Raw genomic sequence first — 16,994 nt, forward strand, 5'->3', positions numbered from 1 at the left:
ACCTTAATCACCGAGTGAAGCAAGCAAATTCTGAGAAGGTGCTGTCCAACCAAAGATGCCGCCTTGCTGGTTAATCATATGAATAGAATTTTCATGATCTTTTGGATCAAATGCCGCTGAGCAATCTTCTAGTAGTAAGCAGTCGAAACCACGGTCATTCGCTTCACGAATCGTTGTTTGCACACAGACGTGCGTTGTAACACCAGCGACAAGCAAGTGGGTAATACCTTTATTTTTTAAAATGACTTCTAGATCTGTTTGATAAAAAGAGCCTTTTCCAGGTTTATCAATGACAATTTCTCCTTCAACAGGCTTAAGTTCGTCCACAATATCATGACCATACTCACCACGGATAAGAATTCTTCCCATCGGCCCTTCATCACCAATACCTGCACCTTGCTTGCTACCACGCTTTAATTTGCTTGGCGGGCAATCCGAAAGATCCTGACGATGCCCTTCACGAGTATAAATTACCATCATTCCTTTTTCACGTGCAGCTTTCAGAACTCTTTGAGTGGTCGGAATAATGGCACGTGTTAGCGTAACATCATTCCCAAGCTTTTCACCAAAGCCGCCAGGTGCACAAAAATCTCGTTGCATATCGATGATAATAAGCGCCGTTTTTTCTAAGTCGAAATCAAAACTATAAGGTTTCGCATCAATTTTATATACTTTAGTCATGTAAATCTCCCTCTCAAATGGTATTCAAAACATATGGACCTATGAATTGGACCAAAAAGCATGTTTACAAAAATCTATTGCGTATGCTTAATAAAATAGAGGATAACAGTAGTTAATTAAAGGAAAGAGGATTTGGAGTTGCATTAGAAAAGTTGAAAAATAGCCTTAACTAGTTCTGCGCCAAGGAAAATTCCGATTACTCCGACTATACCAATAAGAGGGGGAGCCGGAACTGGCAGTTTGATGAATTTAAATAATATGCCTACAAGTAAACCTCCTATAAAAGACAAGACAATCTGTAACATATTACATGCTCCTTTTTGTGTGGGATGTACTCATCAATAAACGAACTGACCAACCGTTTAACATCGAGTTTTTATGTACTGACCTTTCTCTTTTCTTTGAGCGATTTGAAAAGAGAATCCATTAATACACCCCCTAAAAATATACCTACCATTCCAAATATGCCAACTAAAGGAGGGGCAGGTAACGGTAATTTAACTAAAGAAAATAGTATACCTACAATCAAACCACCCGCTAAAGACAAAAGATAATCACGCATTTTAAACACTCCTTGTACCAAAAGTGTAATACAGAAACCTTTTACTTGAATCGTGTTACTATGACTGTTATTTATTAATTCCCCTCCTCCTTTCACACTTAAATCATAGCATTTGAAAGCGTTTTATTCATTGTAAGAAGTTGATATTCATTTCTCTTTTAATTGTCAACTTCCTACAAAGTGAAGCATATTTTTTACAAAAAAAAGACATTGCCAAGTAGAAAATGTCCAAAGGAAGTTTCGGAGTTTCCTCCTTATTTTTTTAGCTGCAAATATTGAAACAGTTGGTAGGCCAATGAAATTTCTGTTAATTCAAAGCCGTCCTCACCATCGATTCCAAGTTCTTTCAGCTTATTTATTCGGTAGCGCATCGTATTATAATGAACATACATATCCTGTGCCGTTTTTTGCACATTTGTATTATTTTTAATGTAATACTTCAGCGTCTCTAAAAGATTGGTATTTTTCTTTTTGTCATATTCAAACACTCTCCCTAATTTCTCATTTACGAACTCTTCCAAGATAAAAAGATTATCGACGTAATGAAAAAGACGGAATAAGCCGATATCACTATAAAAATGAACATAGGATTGAGTTTGTAATTGTTCTTTATAAACTTGAAAGACTAAAGTTGAATTGTCGTAATACTCTTTAATTTGCTTAAAATGGTGGACTGTATCAGAAATACTAATGCCAAAGTGACCGTTTTTTGCAAACAAAGATAAAATCGCATCTCCTAGATTTTGAAGTTTGTGGCGAATATTATTTTCGGATACAAGACTAATAAAACATACTAAAGAGTCATTAAGATAAAGCACTTTGCAATTTTCTATCGGAATATCTACAATCTCAGCAGCAAAACTCTCCATCAAACCTGAATCGAGCATTTTATGGAATATTGCTAGTTTCTTTTCACTATCTTTCTCACTTGTTTTAATGCTTAACATCACAAGTGGAAATTGCAAGTTCCATCTAAACACTTTCGCTTTTTCAATCATTTCGGTTTGGGAAGTATATTGATTATGAATAATGTCCCTAACAAAACCGCTTAAATGATTTCTTTCTTTTTGCAGCAATGTTTGCTCAGTTTGGAATAAAAAAGCGATGATAAAGGATGCTTGTTCGATGGCAATAATCAAGTCCTCTGTCAGATTTTTTTCTTTATCCAGCAAGATGACTAAATAGCCATATTCATTGCCGCCAGCGTAAATGCATTGAATAAAAATATCATCTTTATCATAAATGGTCTCATCCACTTGTACGGAAAACAAGCTCGAGTCCGAATGATATGGCTTATGAAGGATTGAAATAGTATGTTCGTTTTGTATAGACGACCCGATATATTCAAAGTCATTGTTAAGAAGCAGGATTGGCGAATGAATGAGATTGGCAATCGAATGAATGAACTTGTGTATATCATCGTTGCCTTCTAATAATAACTCCAGCAACTGCTGATGCATCTTATTGCGGAATTCCAACAGCGAGGTCTTTACATCTAAAAACTTTGTAAGGACCTGATTGGTAAGTGTCGATAAGTTTGCACTCTCAGGGAGTTTCATTATCGGAATGCCCAGCTCATTTGCTTGTTCCACCATAATTGCTGGAATTTCAGCGACATATCTACCTGGCTTGATGGCAATGCCTGCAAGATTCATTGCGGCCAATTTTGGAATCAATGTTTGTATATGCTCCGGTTTATCTGCAATTGGATACAAAGTTGTGAGCAGTAAGCCGTTTTGATCGATATAAGCGTAAATGTCGGGAACCTCCATAAAATAGACGTTTTCCACCCTACGGCTTAAACCAGAATTTCCAGCAATCACTTCTACATCCCCAAAGCCCTCCATGTTCAAGACATCACGAATTGTAATAAACATAGTATCACTCCTGACGAGGGAAGAATGATTTTTTCATATATAGTGCTATGCATGGTTGCGGTAGTATGAAGGAGAATAATCTCCCCATACCTATACATAAAAAAAGTAACAAGTTGCTCTTATTATAACAAGTATACTGGTCAGCCCTCTTATAATGCTACTTTCAGCAAATACTCGCAATAATATTTTTTCTACGTATATGTAATATATTTTTAATTTTTAAAATAAAGAAAAAATTAAATGTATTACAAAAAATGTATAATTATAAAAAAGGGGGTGTGATGTGCGTAATTATTAAGGAACTATTAAACCGAAGTGGAATATAAACATAAGCCAAGCACAACGGGCATCAGTAAGATAATATACTTAATAAAAAAATATAGGGGGAAATACAAACGAAAAAAATACTCTATTATTTACTATTAATAATTAGCTTATTCTTTATTTATTCAACACCAGAAGTTGTTTTTGCAAATGAACTTTCAACAGAAGATTTGATAAATAAAAACGAAGAATTAGTAACAGAAAATAATGAATTGGATGCTGAAATTAATGATTCAGAACCATCAAATCAATCTGCATCTGATGAAATAGATCCCCTAGCTGTTCCTAATGAAAACTACTATCCAGGCACATCAACAATTATTTCAATTGGGGACGTTTTGTATTCAAGTAAATCCTTTGTAACATCAACAAAAATTGTTGGGCATGTAGCAATTGTGGGCCCTGATTATCGCATATATCATGTAAATCCTAAAGGTGACGTAGCGGGCAAAAGAGATACCTTAACAGAATATCGTAACCGTCATGATCCAGGGGAAACGATTTATGCCTATAGACCTAGTAAAGGCGCGACTGGAGCAGCAAACTGGGCGAGTAATAATTATTCTTCTGCAATTACTTATGATATTGTAAATCTTAACGCTCTAAGTTCAATTAGTCCTAATTATTGCTCTAAATTTATTTGGCAAGCATTTTACTATGGTAGCTCAATTGATATTACACATCTAGCTTTGACAGGTTCAAGTGTGGCCTGGGTAACACCCGGACATATTAAAAACTCTAGTACTCTCACTTATTTAACATCATTCAGCAGTCGCTAAAAATTTTTAGGAGAGTGGTTAAAACGAAAAAATTTTTAATTATTCTTACTATTATTACATTTATTATTTTCTCTTCTGTTGCTATCGTTCAATTTAAAAAACATTTGGCTTCTGATAAAGTGATGCAATATTTGACAGAAGTAAAGGGCTATAAGGAATCGGAAATACTCACTTTTGAAAGCAAGTATACGTTTTTTGGTATACCCAAGTATCATGTGGAAGTAATATTTAAAAACGAGCCTAGTATCGTCTATCTTTATTTTGCTAATGATTTAAACGGGCAGTTTGAATTTTACGAGATTGATGGTAAAACGATTCCTACCAAAGACTTACAAAATTATGATCCAGCATAAAGCAAAATAAGCCCAAAATAAAAGTATCGTTACTTTTTATGGTAGCCCGACGAATAGCCAACTATCGAAAGTTTAGCAGATAGTTGGCTACTTTATTTATGGTGTGGCAATCGTATTTTCCAGACACTTATCACACAAAATCCCTTTCAAGACTTCTAGAAATCCTCGTTTCTTTTAATTGTTTTATAATAAGTCCTTCAAACATTCTACTAATCATGCAACGTTCTTTAAGCAGCAATGTAACATCCTCAACTAAGGCTATTTATTTTTTTGCGAATAATTGGATAAAAAATAAATAGAACTAAGTAGCCTACAAAGATTGCCGAAGCGCTTATTATGTAAAGATTAAAATCTTCATAATGACCATTTATATTCAGTTGCAGGACAGCTAAAAGAATACTTGCCACAATACAAAATAAAGAATAGTTAAGCCATGCTCCTTTAACTGGCACAAATCTCATAACTCTTAAAGATGTATATCCAAAAATAAAGGCAAATAACATAAATTTCATATGGACATTCCCCCACTCCCACTATCTTTATCAAGTAAATCAACCACATATCTTTCCATATCTATACATTTGAATTGCTTTTGATAAAGCATGAGGCAAATGACACCATTACGCCAAAAAGTGAAACTAGCAGTCCGAAAGTTGTTCCTGCACCACTAGCTACTAGGATTAAAGCTACACCAAAGATTGTGATGGAAATTCCTAAAAGTGATAATTTCATATTACATTCCTTTCTTCCACATACTATAGTTGTAAAGTAATTGGAGGGAATAGCAGATCAGTAAAATTACCGATAATGTTATAAATATTTTGATATTCCAACCTGATAAATAATAAAGTATAATCGAACAAATAATCAGTAAAGGAAGATTGATTAAATCACGAATGACCCTGCGTCTGTAAGATAATTTAAAATAATTTATGGCAAAACCTTTATCCACCTTCTCTTGCCGCTGATATAGCTTTGCAGAAATTAAGCATACGGTTACAACTATAATCGGTAAAATGATAACTTCAAATATCAACATCAATCCCCCCAAAATATTACTATTAATATAACAAACCCCATTAATCAGGAAATTTACCTTTGACAAAGCACATTTTAGCTTTCATGCTCATTTTTACAATAAATTGATTATTTTATATTTTTTTGAAACCATTATAAAGAAAAACCGTATAAATGTGATGAGGTGATAAAATGGTTTTTACATCAAGAAAAGACCTTTGGATGGGCATTATCATTTGGACTTTGATTGTTGCATTTATTTGGGTTTTATATCAATCCACTGTTGTTCAAATTAATTTATTGGCCATTGTTACGATGATTGTGATGATTAGCTTTTTAGCAACAATATGGTTCAATACTCGATACAAAATCGAAAATCATACTCTTAATATATCTTATGGGGTTATAAAAACAACGATTGATATACTAGACATTCAATCAATTCGTCATACAACGAATCCTTTTGTGGCTCCTTCACTCTCTGTTCATCGCATTGAAATCAATTATGGAACGTATCAAACGATTCAAATTTCCCCTAAAGATTTACAGGCATTTGTCGATGTATTGCAGAAAAAGAACCCGTCCATTCAATTTGTTAACTAGTAAAAATAAGCATTTACCACATTTATCAAATGTTCCATTCCCCCACCCAAAATTCAACCAATGAAAAGACAGTAGACAAACTCGTGTATTTCAAGTTGTCTACTGTCCAATGCTTCTTTATTACATTTTTTTCAGTTTTTCATATTCAAGCTGTAACTTTTCGATACGTTTACGTCCTTCTTCGCGGTTTCTTGCTGTTTCTGCTTGAATTTGTTTTGTTTCCTGGATACCCGCCATAATTGTTTGCCATGTCGTTTCAATTGTTTCAATTTTTATGCTTGGGCTGCCCGCAGCACGTGCAATGTTGACACTGTTTTTGCTAATATTTTCGGCATTACGCACAAGCATTTCATTTGTACGGCGATCCAGCTCACTCATGGAATCCGAAATAAGCTTTTGACGTTTTAAGGTTACGGCGTGAATTAGTCCTTGTTTAAAAATTGGAATAGTCGTAACAAAGGCCGAGTTTATTTTACCGATTAAATGATTATTGCCTTGTTGCATAAGGCGAATTTGCGGTGCAGATTGAAATGATACTTGCTGTGCCATTTCTAAATCATAGCGACGCTGCTCAAGTAATTCAACCGCTCGTTGCATCGTTTCATATTCCATTGCAGCTAGCTGGTCACCCGTTTGCGCTTTTTGCTCTAGCATTGGTAATGCGGTACGTACTTCATCAGCCTTTACTTCGATTGCTGCAATAAATTTACTTAATGTTTGGAAATAGTTTAAGTTTTGATCGTACAAATTTTCTAAGTCCACCGTATTGCGTTTCATTTCAACTTCATACTTTTGAATCTCACGGTAAATGACATCCACTTCTTTATTCATGCTGTCATATTTTGATAAAAATCTTTCTAACTGCTCTTTGCCTTTGCTAAATAGCTTTGTTAAAAAGCCACCCTTTTTTTCTTGCGCAAAATCTTGTGGGTCGAATTTATCCATTACTTTATTTAAATTATTTAATAATACACTGGATTCTTCAAGCTTGCTAGCTCTCATCGTTGCTAGCATTTTATCTGAAAATGTAGAAATGCCATTCGCCGTTTCTTTTCCTAATTCAAGCATTGCGATTTGGTCTTTCACATCAATTTTTTGTGCGAGCGCATGCACTTCTGGATCTTTCTTTAAGGCAAGTTGATTTTGTGCAATTTGAGATAGCTCTTGCTCAGAAATAAGCGTCGGCGTTTGCACTGGTTCAGCTTGTGTTAACGGGTTAGCTTGTAATAGTGGATTTTCAGTTGCGAATGGATCTTTTGATTTGAATAAGTCATTGTTCATTTCAGACATAAGTAATACCCCCTGCGATAATCTCTTTAATTATTTACGAATAATAGATGAAAAAGTTTCATCTGTTCAGGCAATTCAACGTTCGATTAATATAAATTTGCGGTAATTTAGAAAGTAGTTCAATATTCCTTCTCATTAAATTATAGCCTTTTTACACTAAAAATTCGACTGAATCGTCAAATCGCCTTACACTTTTTCTAAAAATTAGAAAATCTATGTCAAAAACAACCACATTCCAGTAGTGAAACAGTGGAAGTATGACACATTAGCATTAAAAAAGCAGCTACATTTTCATAGCTGCTGTTCTTCATTACGTTGTTACTTTTAATACGGTTTTGAATTTTTGAATTACGCCACCTGTACTATATGTTAGCACACTGCGTTTATAGAATGATAAGCTAAATAAATATGCCACAATAATCGTTGCAATTAAAATACCGAGCGAAAGAAGTGGCTCAATGATTCCTATATCAGTCGCACCGATACGCATTGGCATAACCATACCCGATGTGAACGGAATATACGAGAATACTTTAATAAAAATCGTATCTGGATTGCCAATCCCTGAAAGCATGACATAAAATCCAATTAAAGTAATCATCATTGCAGGCATTAATACTTGACCCGCTTCTTCTACTTTTGACACTAAGGAACCGAATAAAGCACCCACAATTAAGTATAAAATAATCGTTAACAGTAAAAATAGAATGGCATACAGTACATAGCCTAACGATAATTCCCTCACTATACTTGCGGCCATATCCCACACAACACCGTCTTTTGCAAATTTTGCGTAAAGGAGGAAGACAGCCGCTATAATGCCCATCTGTGTCATGGCTAGTAGCAAGACGCCTGCAATTTTTGCCTTAAAATGTGTGGCAGGCTTAACACTTACTAATAGCATTTCCATCGCGCGTGAGCCCTTTTCAGAGGCAATTTCAGTCGTAATCATCGATAAGAATGTAGAAATAAAGAAGTAAATTAATATCCCGACAGCATAAGAAACCCAAAGCCCAGATTGCTTTTCTTCTTCACTTTTTCCGCCAGTACTTTCTTCATTTAAGTTTTTATTCGTAATAACCGTTTGGGCAGCCATAATTTGCGCTGCTTGTTCGGATGATAATGATAGTTTTTGTACCGCGTAATGCTGACCAGCATATTGCAATAATGAAGAAATTGTCGATTGATCATTTAATTTTAAAGGTTTAAATGTGGCAATTTCTGCATGTAACTGACCGTTTTGATCACTTACTTCTACAAGGGCATCCAGTTCCCCATCTTTCACTTTTTGCTCCAACTTTTCTACATTTGTTTCATCTTGAATAAACTCCATATCATTATTTGACACAAAAATTGCGCTTAAATCAGCAGTGGTTTCATTAACAATGGCAATTTGTTGCGCTTCATTATTGCCTGTGAAGAGCTCCTTAATATCCGACCAAAAAATTGCTACGGACATTGCTAGCACATATAAAAGCGTCATTAAAATAAAAGATTTGGACTTTATTTTGGATTTGTATAATTGCTTCATTAACAAACTAAACTTCGACAACGCTGCCACCTACCTTATCTTTAAATATTTCATCCAATGTTAAATAATCTAAACTAAACTTTTCAATATATTTACCAGCAGATAATTTTTGGAAAATACTTTCTGCATAATGCTCATCTTCAAGCATTAACACCGTTTGCTCTTTTTCTACACGTACGTCTTTTACGCCTTCTAGCTGAAGTAATTCCGTCGTCGAATAGTCCGTCCGTACTGACAATTTTGTTTTGCCATATTGTTTCTTTAAATCTAATAAACTACCGGAAAATAATGAGACGCCTCGCTTTAATAAGCATAAATGATCACACAGCTCTTCGACATTATCCATTTGATGGCTAGAGAATAAAATTGTTGTGCCTTGTTCTTTTAGTAGTAGAATGGCATCTTTTAATAAATCTTTATTCACTGGGTCAAGACCGCTAAAAGGCTCATCTAAAATTAAAAATTGTGGTTTATGAATAAAGCTCGCAATTAACTGCACCTTTTGCTGATTTCCCTTTGATAACGTCTCCGCTTTTTCCTTCCGTTTTTCTTCTAAGTCAAAACGGCTAATCCAAAAATCAATATCCTTTTTCAGTTCTGCTTTTTTCATGCCTCGTAGCTCTCCGAAAAAGTATAGTTGCTCCTCTACTTTCATCGTAGGAAAAATACCACGTTCCTCTGGTAAATAGCCAAGAACATCACGGTTTATGGAATTTACAGGCTTGCCATTCCATGAAATTGTTCCTGCCGTTGTTTCTTGCAAATCTAAAATCATTCGGAATGTCGTTGTTTTCCCTGCACCATTCTGGCCAATCAGTCCAAAAATCTCACCTTTTTCAATCGTGAAATTTAAATTATCAACCGCGGTAAAATCTTTGTATTTTTTTGTGACATGCTGCAATTGTAATGTCATCTTTCATCCTCCTTATCCTTCAAATATATGTAAATCATGTTCTAGATTCTTTTTTCGCTTTTGAATTTTTTTTATTGGGACAAACATTAAAAGCCCTAAAAATACATTTAATAAACCTAGATTAATAGAGATAAACGTGGCTGGAGATGCTGACAGCCCCGTGTATATATTGAGTAATCCGATTAAAATACTGAATATAGCGATTGGAATAAATAATCTGCTAATGGATTTTAAATAGTTTATTTTAGAAGTTGCATCGGAAAATAATTCAAATTCTCCATCCGCTGCTTCTTTACGATAATATGCCCAAACACCAAATTTAGAAACGCATTCAATATTTATTGATTCCAAAAATTCTTTATAATCCTTCTTCTCTCCTACAACTAACTCATTGCGATAAATGTACTTACCAGGCTCACCTTGTTCAAATACAAAGAAGCTAATAATATTTTTAGTCAAATGCCAACCTTGTGCAGCCATTTCATTGACCCATCGCTCTTCTTTTTCATAGTCCAGAAAAAAGCGGAATTTCATTTTTTTCATTCCCACACCTCCTATAAATGCGTTTTTATACTTTTCCATTCGTTATACGGATACCATTGTCAAAAAGTTCCCTTAATCGCAAAATTTCATATTCAATTACTTTTTTTCCATTTTCCGTTATTATATATTCTTTTTTACGACCATCGCCATCTAATGCTTCAATCCACTGTCGTTCTAGCAAGGTTTTAATCGCTCCATATATTGTACCTGCCCCAAGGCGCACACGACCTTTGCTCATTTCTTCCACTAATTGCATAATGCCATAGCCATGACGCGCTTCAAACAGTGCCAATAAAATATAGTAAACACCTTCTGTTAATGGCGGATGTTCCTGTGTCATAAAAAACCCTCCTCTATATCGCCAAACAATATATCGACTGACGATATAATTAAAATATATCAGCGTCCGATATAGGTGTCAATGGGAAAATTGCATAAATTGGTTATTTTTATTGCTAATGGATTTTTTCCATGGTAGCATGTAAGTAGTCACTTGCATTGGAGGATGTATGTTATTGGCAACGAAAGAAACAGCAGAACGAATCATCGAAGCAGCTATACAGTTAATAAGCGAAAAAGGCTATACGGCAGCAACCACGAAAGCAATTGCCGAATTAGCACAGGTCAATGAAGTAACGATTTTCCGTCATTTCGGTAATAAACAAGGAATTTTAAAATCGATTGTGGATAGATTTTCGTATAACCCTATGTTGCAGAAAATGATGCGTGAAGATGTAACATGGGATTTAGCGACAGATTTAACTCATTTTTCAATGAAATATTTTGAATATATGATGTCTATCAAGGACCTCGTGATGATTGGCTTTAAGGAATCGATGCAATTTCCAGAAATAAGTAGTGAAATAGCGAATGTACCCCTACTCTTTAAAAATGAGTTAATTCACTATTTTAAAGAGATGCATCATAAAGGAAAAATACGTGACATTAACTTTGAAGCAGCAGCACTATCCTTGATTGCTATTAACTTCGGTCACTTTATATCACGTGCTCGATTAGGTACAGCAGTCTCTACCTTACCAACAGAAGAACTAATACAAACAAGTGTTCAAATTTTTTCTAGGGGATTAATTTCCTAGAAAAAATTTTACATCCAATGCAAGTAAGTACTTACTTTAAGGAGGCTCGTCATGATAGGTTTACAAGCATTATTTAAAATTCGTGAAACGTATATCGGCATTGCCGCTACCATTGCTTTTCAATTAATATTCTTTACGTTTTGGATGACTGCTTATGAAGGCATAAATGATAGGACAGAAAACTTAGCAATTGGCTTTATTAGTGAAGATACAGCCATTGGCAAAGAAGTGATTAATGGTTTACAACAGTCATTGCCTTTTAAAACACAAGATTTCACCTCCATTGACAAGGCAGAAAAGGCTTTAAATCAACGTCGTATTACGATGATGATTCATATACCTGCTAATTTCACTGCTCAATTACAGTCAGGAAAAGAAGCAAATATTATTTATTCTATTAATCAAGCAAATGCAAGTCTCGTCAAATCAATGATGGAAGGCGTAGCAAAACAGGTGACAGAGGAAGTCAATCATACGCTATTCCCCGTACAGCAAGGCGAGGTGATAAAGGCCTTTTCACAACAAATATCACAATTACCACTGGAACAAAATATAGCCATTAAAGTGCAAGACACCGTCGCTACAACGATTAAGGAACTAAAAGATCAAACAGTTACATCTACCATTATTAAAACAAATGATGTTAAAGGCTTTGCTGCAAATTTCGTGCCGTTAATGGTGATTATTTCATCATTTGTTGGTGCAATGGTCATGATTATGCAACATCAACAGGCAGCAGAAATGGTACAGCATACTGTATCAAAATGGTCCTTATTTTTTGCTAGACAGCTTGTCAATATTGCTGTTGCTTTTATTTTACCTTTACTGACTATAGGCTTAATGCAACTCTTTAGCATTTCCAGCGATGAAAGTTTTTTCACTATTTATCTATTCCAAGCGTTGATGTTTTGGGCATTTTTATGTTTAGCACAAGTTTTTGTCATCATCTTCGGCAATGGTGGCATGGTCTTTAATATTTGTGCATTATCCTTACAACTGGTAACATCTGGCGTCCTCGTACCGAATGCGATGCTTTCTGATTTTTACCATCGTCTCGCTTCCCTTTTACCAGCAACATACGGGGCAGATGGGTATTATACAATTATTTTTGGTGGTAGTGCTGAAAATTTGAAGAATAATAGTAGTTCATTAGGCATTATTATCACTGTTACACTAGCCATTGCAACTTTAGCAGTAGCCTTAAAAAGGCCTAAAATGGCACAACAGGTCGAGATGACAATACCTCAATAATAGAATGAGTGTTAGATTGATAGCCAATCTAACACTTTTTTACGATGGTTAACGGTAGCTTCGAGCTTTAGTGGTGATTCCACGAGCTTTAATGGCGATTTCTCATGGTTTAGTGGATGTTGCATTTTGTTTAGTGGCGATTCCGCGAGCTTTAGTGGTGATTTACACGCTTTTCATCAAAACGTAAGATGGCTGCAAGTTGTTGATTGAGTACATTAGCACTATCCGCAAAATCATGTCGATACCACTCAATAATCAAACCGATAATTGCATTTGCTTGATAAGCACTATAATAATCAGTCGTTATATCGCCAATTTTATTTTGGGCTAAATCTCTTTTTAATAGCAATTGAATTTCATCAAATAACATATAATAATAAGTTAGCGGTACATTTTTCGAAAAAACAATTCGATAAAATAGTTTAAAGCGTTCTATATGATGAAATATGCGGATCGTATTTGGATCTAGTTGATTTTTCATAATAGTCCTTGCTGTACGATATGGCTCCTCATAGGAATTATATAAATCCTCTACAATTTCCTGAAAGTATTCCTCAAACAATTTCTCTTTTTGTTCGTAATGCAAATAAAATGTGCCCCTATTCACTTTTGCCACACGGCATATTTCCGCAATCGATATATTTTCTAAAGGTTTATCACTTAATAACGTGAGCAAGGCATTATGTAAAGCTTGCTTTGTTTTAACTACTCTTAAATCGTTAACCGACAATTTTTTCAACCCCTTATTAAACAAAATTTTTAAAAGTGTTGATTACTAAACAGTTCTTCGATTTCTGCATATTGAAATCGCTTACATCGTTATTATATTATTTTAATGAACACATGTTCAATACAAAGCCGACAATCTCTATGCGCAAGCATCGTTTTTCCGGTTTTGCTTCACGACAATGACAAATTCAATTACATTAGGAGGATTTAAATATGAGATTACAAGAAAAAGTAGCAATCATTACGGGTGCAGCATCAGGAATGGGCAAAGCAATAGCAGAAGGTTATGCTAAAGAAGGCGCAAAAGTTGTTGTGTCTGATTTGAATTTAGATGGTGCACAAGCCGTTGCGGATGGCATACAAGCAGCTGGTGGTACAGCCATTGCACTCCAAACAAATGTCGCTTCAACAGATGACTTACAACGCTTATTTAAAGAAACAATAAGTCACTATGGTCGTTTAGATATTTTAGTAAACAATGCAGGTATTATGGATGGTATGGAGCCTGTCGGTGAGATTTCGGATGAGCGTTGGGATAAAGTATTTGCTGTCAACACTACTGCTGTCATGCAATCAATGCGCATGGCCACAAAAATTTTCCTTGAACAAGGTCATGGGGTCTTTGTTAATAATATTTCTGCTGGTGGACTGTACGGTGCTCGAGCAGGTGCTGCCTATACGGCATCTAAACATGCCGTAGTAGGTCTAACAAAAAATACAGCATTTATGTATGCAAACCAAAATATTCGTTGTAATGGCATTGCCCCAGGCGCTGTTATGACAAATATTGCCTCATCTATGACAAATATGAGCGAAGTTGGGGCAGCCCGTCAATCACTAGGATTAGCAATTAATCCACGTGCTGGACAGCCTGAAGAAATAGCACAGCTTGCAATTTTCTTAGGCTCAGATGAAGCAAGCTTTGTGAATGGGCAAATTATTGCTGTTGATGGCGGTTGGACTGCTTACTAAGAAATTAAAAAATGCATGCCTTGGGAACTGCCCAACGCGTGCATTTTTAAAGTAACGTTATCCTTTTTCAGTCGCAATCCGAATACCAATCCCCACTAACATGACACCGGTAATTTTATTAAAAATTGCTTGTACAGTCTGTTTCATAAACCATTTGCGAATAACATTCATCACCAAAATAACAATTCCTAACCAAATAATCGATAGTCCGATTAAAATGGCTGCCAATATGATTAATTGTACGTTAATATTAACATTGGGCTCAATAAATTGAGGCATTAATGTTACATATAAAAGCAATGTTTTTGGATTCAAAAGATCTGTCGTAATGCCCTGTGTCATACAGTTAAACGATACATTTTTTCCTGTACCTTGTTTGAACATAACCTCTTCTTGTAGCATCATATTTTGAGCCCGTGCACGCCACGATTGAATACCTAAATAGATTAAATATGCAGCACCTGCATATTTTATAGCTAAAAATACGATCATTGATTTTGAAATAATTGTAGCGAGTCCGAGAACAGCGAGTGTTGTCCAAACAACAAGAGCAAGTATAATGCCTACCATTGTAAAAAAGCCTGCTTTCTTGCCATGTATAATTGTATTTTTTAGTACTAGAAGAGAATCCACCCCAGGAACCATTACAATCATCAAAGCTACTGCTGTAAACATCCAAATTTCATGCATACGCCCACTCCTTAAAACAATATACATTACATTATAAATTAAATTGAATTAATTTTCTGCATATATTATTTTTGTATAAGAAAACCCCTGTAAAAGTTAGATTGGTGTCTAACTTTTACGGGGCAGTTCAATACAGAATGTGTATGCTTTTTGCATGTATTAGTTAAATAGTAGTTTTTTTTTTGACGGTAAAAGTAATCCAATTATTACGCCAATGATAGCCGGTAATATCCACCCTAGTCCGATATCATATAACGGTAAAACATTGGAATAAAATCGCTCTACTGTGTCCAACAGCGTCAATTTAGCTCCTGGCATGCTGTCAACGAGTGCTTTATAGCCGTCGATTAAGCTAACGAAAAACGTTAAAAACATAGCGGATGCATAAACTGTTTGCTTATTGTTGAATAACGAAGAGCTTAATGCTAGTAGAATGAGGACAATAGCTAATGGATATAAGAACATTAATACTGGAATAGCAAATTTGATAATATTATTTAAACCAAAGTTAGCAATTGAAAATGACACAACGCACAAAATGAAAACAAACCATTTATAGCTTACTTTCGGAAACACTTCATGGAAAAATTCACTACAAGAAGTGATTAAGCCAATACTTGTTTTTAAACAAGCTAGCACAATAATAACAGCTAATAAAATTGCGCCAAATGAGCCGAAATAATGATCTGCCACTGCGGCAAAAATTAAACCACCATTATCAAATGTTCCGACCGCATCAATACTAGATGCACCCATGTACGTAATGAGCCCGTAAATAAGCGTCATTAATGCCATAGCAAAGATGCCTGATGTCCATGTTGCCTTCGCAATGTCTTTTCTATCTGTAATACCTGCACTCTTGATGGCATTAATAACAACGATACCAAATGCTAGTGATGCCAGTGCGTCCATCGTATTGTATCCTTCTTTAAAGCCAGTCATAAAGGAAGAATGAATATAATCACCCATCGGCTGTTGGAAATGACCCATCGGCTTTACAATACTAATAATAATTAAAATAAATAATACAACTAAAAAGGCTGGTGTTAAGACCTTACCGATATAATCCATAATCTTGGCTGGATTTAATGAGAAATAATAGACAATTGCAAAAAATACGAAGCTAAATAGTGCAAGTAACATTGTCGCATGATCTGCATTGATATATGGTTCAAAACCAACTACAAATGGCACTGTAGCCGTTCGTGGAATAGCGAAAAAGGGTCCAATTGTTAAATATAACGCTAGTGAAAAAATAACGCCGAATAAAGGATGGATACGACTCGCTAAATCACGCAGTCCATTACTGCCCGATAAACCGATTGCTAAAATACCTAAAAATGGTAAGCCAATCGCCGTTACTAAAAAACCGACAAGGGCAAACCAAAAATTCGTTCCTGCTAGTTGTCCAAGTTGAATTGGAAAAATAAGATTTCCTGCTCCAAAATACAGTCCAAATAGCATCGTTCCAATGACTGCATAGGTAGAAAAAGATACTTTCTTTTGCATAATTGATGTACTCCTTAGATGTGTTTGACTATAGCAAATTTATCAAAGACGCCTTGGCGTCATTACGTCCAGATTTTTTCGAGCAGGCTCGAAAAGCACCCCTTTCAAATCTGTGACATCCGCTAGGGATTTAACTTGATTCAGCTAAATTGAACTACAACTTACTTCAGTAATGATTTGTATTTATTCCGCCATAACAGTACGTAGAGGCATTATACTGAAATAAGTTAAATCGCATGAATTTTCACTATAATTTCATTATGGTAACAGGCA

The 16,994-nt window shown here is 35.2% G+C and carries 19 protein-coding genes; 6 read left to right on the forward strand and 13 right to left on the reverse strand.

Annotated elements, in window-relative coordinates:
• Positions 1-3: 3 nt before the first annotated feature.
• From ACIQXI_RS07625 to ACIQXI_RS07640, 4 genes are all read right to left on the reverse strand, one after another.
• Complete coding sequence (locus tag ACIQXI_RS07625) at positions 4-681, reverse strand: cysteine hydrolase family protein (RefSeq protein ID WP_402923139.1); 678 nt, start codon at positions 679-681, stop codon at positions 4-6.
• 143 nt (positions 682-824) lie between these two features.
• Positions 825-986, reverse strand: coding sequence for a XapX domain-containing protein (locus tag ACIQXI_RS07630; RefSeq protein ID WP_402923141.1), 162 nt, complete (start codon positions 984-986; stop codon positions 825-827).
• Between the two features lie 71 nt (positions 987-1,057).
• Positions 1,058-1,243 carry a XapX domain-containing protein gene (locus ACIQXI_RS07635; RefSeq protein WP_401011829.1) on the reverse strand — a complete coding sequence of 62 codons (186 nt, stop codon included), beginning with the start codon at positions 1,241-1,243 and terminating at the stop codon, positions 1,058-1,060.
• Between the two features lie 254 nt (positions 1,244-1,497).
• Entirely contained in the window at positions 1,498-3,120 is a 1,623-nt protein-coding gene (locus tag ACIQXI_RS07640) for a PucR family transcriptional regulator (RefSeq protein ID WP_402923142.1), read from the reverse strand.
• Positions 3,121-3,614: 494 nt separating this feature from the next.
• Here ACIQXI_RS07640 and ACIQXI_RS07645 point away from each other — a divergent pair, with 494 nt between their 5' ends.
• Together ACIQXI_RS07645 and ACIQXI_RS07650 are read left to right on the forward strand one after the other, a co-directional pair.
• Positions 3,615-4,223, forward strand: a complete 609-nt coding sequence (locus tag ACIQXI_RS07645) for a hypothetical protein (RefSeq protein ID WP_402923144.1) — start codon at positions 3,615-3,617, stop codon at positions 4,221-4,223.
• A 14-nt stretch (positions 4,224-4,237) separates the two neighbouring features.
• Positions 4,238-4,576, forward strand: a complete 339-nt coding sequence (locus ACIQXI_RS07650; protein WP_402923146.1) for a DUF3139 domain-containing protein — start codon at positions 4,238-4,240, stop codon at positions 4,574-4,576.
• Positions 4,577-4,824: 248 nt separating this feature from the next.
• Here the strand turns inward: ACIQXI_RS07650 and ACIQXI_RS07655 are convergent, their stop codons facing one another.
• Entirely contained in the window at positions 4,825-5,088 is a 264-nt protein-coding gene (locus tag ACIQXI_RS07655; RefSeq protein WP_402923148.1) for a hypothetical protein, read from the reverse strand.
• Between the two features lie 697 nt (positions 5,089-5,785).
• Here ACIQXI_RS07655 and ACIQXI_RS07660 point away from each other — a divergent pair.
• Positions 5,786-6,196 carry a PH domain-containing protein gene (locus ACIQXI_RS07660; RefSeq protein ID WP_402923150.1) on the forward strand — a complete coding sequence of 137 codons (411 nt, stop codon included), beginning with the start codon at positions 5,786-5,788 and terminating at the stop codon, positions 6,194-6,196.
• A gap of 120 nt (positions 6,197-6,316) precedes the next feature.
• Here ACIQXI_RS07660 and ACIQXI_RS07665 read toward each other — a convergent pair whose 3' ends face one another.
• The 5 genes from ACIQXI_RS07665 to ACIQXI_RS07685 form a co-directional block, all read right to left on the reverse strand.
• On the reverse strand, positions 6,317-7,486 hold the full coding sequence (locus tag ACIQXI_RS07665) for a toxic anion resistance protein (RefSeq protein WP_402923152.1): 1,170 nt from the start codon (positions 7,484-7,486) through the stop codon (positions 6,317-6,319).
• A 310-nt stretch (positions 7,487-7,796) separates the two neighbouring features.
• A complete protein-coding gene (locus ACIQXI_RS07670) occupies positions 7,797-9,038 on the reverse strand; it encodes an ABC transporter permease (RefSeq protein WP_402923154.1) in 1,242 nt (413 codons plus the stop codon).
• Complete coding sequence (locus ACIQXI_RS07675; protein WP_402923156.1) at positions 9,025-9,930, reverse strand: ABC transporter ATP-binding protein; 906 nt, start codon at positions 9,928-9,930, stop codon at positions 9,025-9,027. Before ACIQXI_RS07675 ends, ACIQXI_RS07670 begins: the two co-directional genes overlap by 14 nt.
• Before the next feature lie 12 nt (positions 9,931-9,942).
• On the reverse strand, positions 9,943-10,473 hold the full coding sequence (locus tag ACIQXI_RS07680) for a DUF2812 domain-containing protein (RefSeq protein WP_402923157.1): 531 nt from the start codon (positions 10,471-10,473) through the stop codon (positions 9,943-9,945).
• A 25-nt stretch (positions 10,474-10,498) separates the two neighbouring features.
• Positions 10,499-10,813: a PadR family transcriptional regulator gene (locus ACIQXI_RS07685; RefSeq protein WP_402923159.1), complete on the reverse strand. Its 315-nt coding sequence runs from the start codon at positions 10,811-10,813 to the stop codon at positions 10,499-10,501.
• Positions 10,814-10,982: 169 nt separating this feature from the next.
• Between ACIQXI_RS07685 and ACIQXI_RS07690 the strand changes: the two genes are divergently transcribed.
• Positions 10,983-11,570: a TetR/AcrR family transcriptional regulator gene (locus ACIQXI_RS07690; RefSeq protein WP_402923161.1), complete on the forward strand. Its 588-nt coding sequence runs from the start codon at positions 10,983-10,985 to the stop codon at positions 11,568-11,570.
• 51 nt (positions 11,571-11,621) lie between these two features.
• On the forward strand, positions 11,622-12,821 hold the full coding sequence (locus ACIQXI_RS07695) for a YhgE/Pip domain-containing protein (RefSeq protein WP_402923163.1): 1,200 nt from the start codon (positions 11,622-11,624) through the stop codon (positions 12,819-12,821).
• A gap of 151 nt (positions 12,822-12,972) precedes the next feature.
• Here the strand turns inward: ACIQXI_RS07695 and ACIQXI_RS07700 are convergent, their stop codons facing one another.
• Complete coding sequence (locus ACIQXI_RS07700; protein WP_402923165.1) at positions 12,973-13,551, reverse strand: TetR/AcrR family transcriptional regulator; 579 nt, start codon at positions 13,549-13,551, stop codon at positions 12,973-12,975.
• 212 nt (positions 13,552-13,763) lie between these two features.
• On the opposite strand from ACIQXI_RS07700, the gene ACIQXI_RS07705 reads away from it, so the two are divergent.
• Positions 13,764-14,522 carry an SDR family oxidoreductase gene (locus ACIQXI_RS07705; protein ID WP_402923167.1) on the forward strand — a complete coding sequence of 253 codons (759 nt, stop codon included), beginning with the start codon at positions 13,764-13,766 and terminating at the stop codon, positions 14,520-14,522.
• 57 nt (positions 14,523-14,579) lie between these two features.
• Here the strand turns inward: ACIQXI_RS07705 and ACIQXI_RS07710 are convergent, their stop codons facing one another.
• Positions 14,580-15,212, reverse strand: a complete 633-nt coding sequence (locus ACIQXI_RS07710) for a LysE family translocator (RefSeq protein WP_402923169.1) — start codon at positions 15,210-15,212, stop codon at positions 14,580-14,582.
• Between the two features lie 159 nt (positions 15,213-15,371).
• Complete coding sequence (brnQ, locus tag ACIQXI_RS07715; protein WP_402923171.1) at positions 15,372-16,721, reverse strand: branched-chain amino acid transport system II carrier protein; 1,350 nt, start codon at positions 16,719-16,721, stop codon at positions 15,372-15,374.
• Positions 16,722-16,994 lie beyond the last annotated feature (273 nt).

The sequence above is a fragment of the Lysinibacillus sp. NPDC097195 genome (assembly GCF_044762075.1).
Classification (GTDB): domain Bacteria; phylum Bacillota; class Bacilli; order Bacillales_A; family Planococcaceae; genus Lysinibacillus.

Coding starts and splice junctions, on each gene's coding strand:
- ACIQXI_RS07630 (WP_402923141.1), bottom strand. CDS start 986: ATGTTACAGATTGTCTTGTCTTTTATAGGAGGTTTACTTGTAGGCATA.
- ACIQXI_RS07680 (WP_402923157.1), bottom strand. CDS start 10,473: ATGAAAAAAATGAAATTCCGCTTTTTTCTGGACTATGAAAAAGAAGAG.
- ACIQXI_RS07695 (WP_402923163.1), top strand. CDS start 11,622: ATGATAGGTTTACAAGCATTATTTAAAATTCGTGAAACGTATATCGGC.
- ACIQXI_RS07675 (WP_402923156.1), bottom strand. CDS start 9,930: ATGACATTACAATTGCAGCATGTCACAAAAAAATACAAAGATTTTACC.
- ACIQXI_RS07635 (WP_401011829.1), bottom strand. CDS start 1,243: ATGCGTGATTATCTTTTGTCTTTAGCGGGTGGTTTGATTGTAGGTATA.
- ACIQXI_RS07655 (WP_402923148.1), bottom strand. CDS start 5,088: ATGAAATTTATGTTATTTGCCTTTATTTTTGGATATACATCTTTAAGA.
- ACIQXI_RS07710 (WP_402923169.1), bottom strand. CDS start 15,212: ATGCATGAAATTTGGATGTTTACAGCAGTAGCTTTGATGATTGTAATG.
- ACIQXI_RS07690 (WP_402923161.1), top strand. CDS start 10,983: ATGTTATTGGCAACGAAAGAAACAGCAGAACGAATCATCGAAGCAGCT.
- ACIQXI_RS07685 (WP_402923159.1), bottom strand. CDS start 10,813: ATGACACAGGAACATCCGCCATTAACAGAAGGTGTTTACTATATTTTA.
- brnQ (WP_402923171.1), bottom strand. CDS start 16,721: ATGCAAAAGAAAGTATCTTTTTCTACCTATGCAGTCATTGGAACGATG.
- ACIQXI_RS07665 (WP_402923152.1), bottom strand. CDS start 7,486: ATGTCTGAAATGAACAATGACTTATTCAAATCAAAAGATCCATTCGCA.
- ACIQXI_RS07640 (WP_402923142.1), bottom strand. CDS start 3,120: ATGTTTATTACAATTCGTGATGTCTTGAACATGGAGGGCTTTGGGGAT.
- ACIQXI_RS07705 (WP_402923167.1), top strand. CDS start 13,764: ATGAGATTACAAGAAAAAGTAGCAATCATTACGGGTGCAGCATCAGGA.
- ACIQXI_RS07660 (WP_402923150.1), top strand. CDS start 5,786: ATGGTTTTTACATCAAGAAAAGACCTTTGGATGGGCATTATCATTTGG.
- ACIQXI_RS07625 (WP_402923139.1), bottom strand. CDS start 681: ATGACTAAAGTATATAAAATTGATGCGAAACCTTATAGTTTTGATTTC.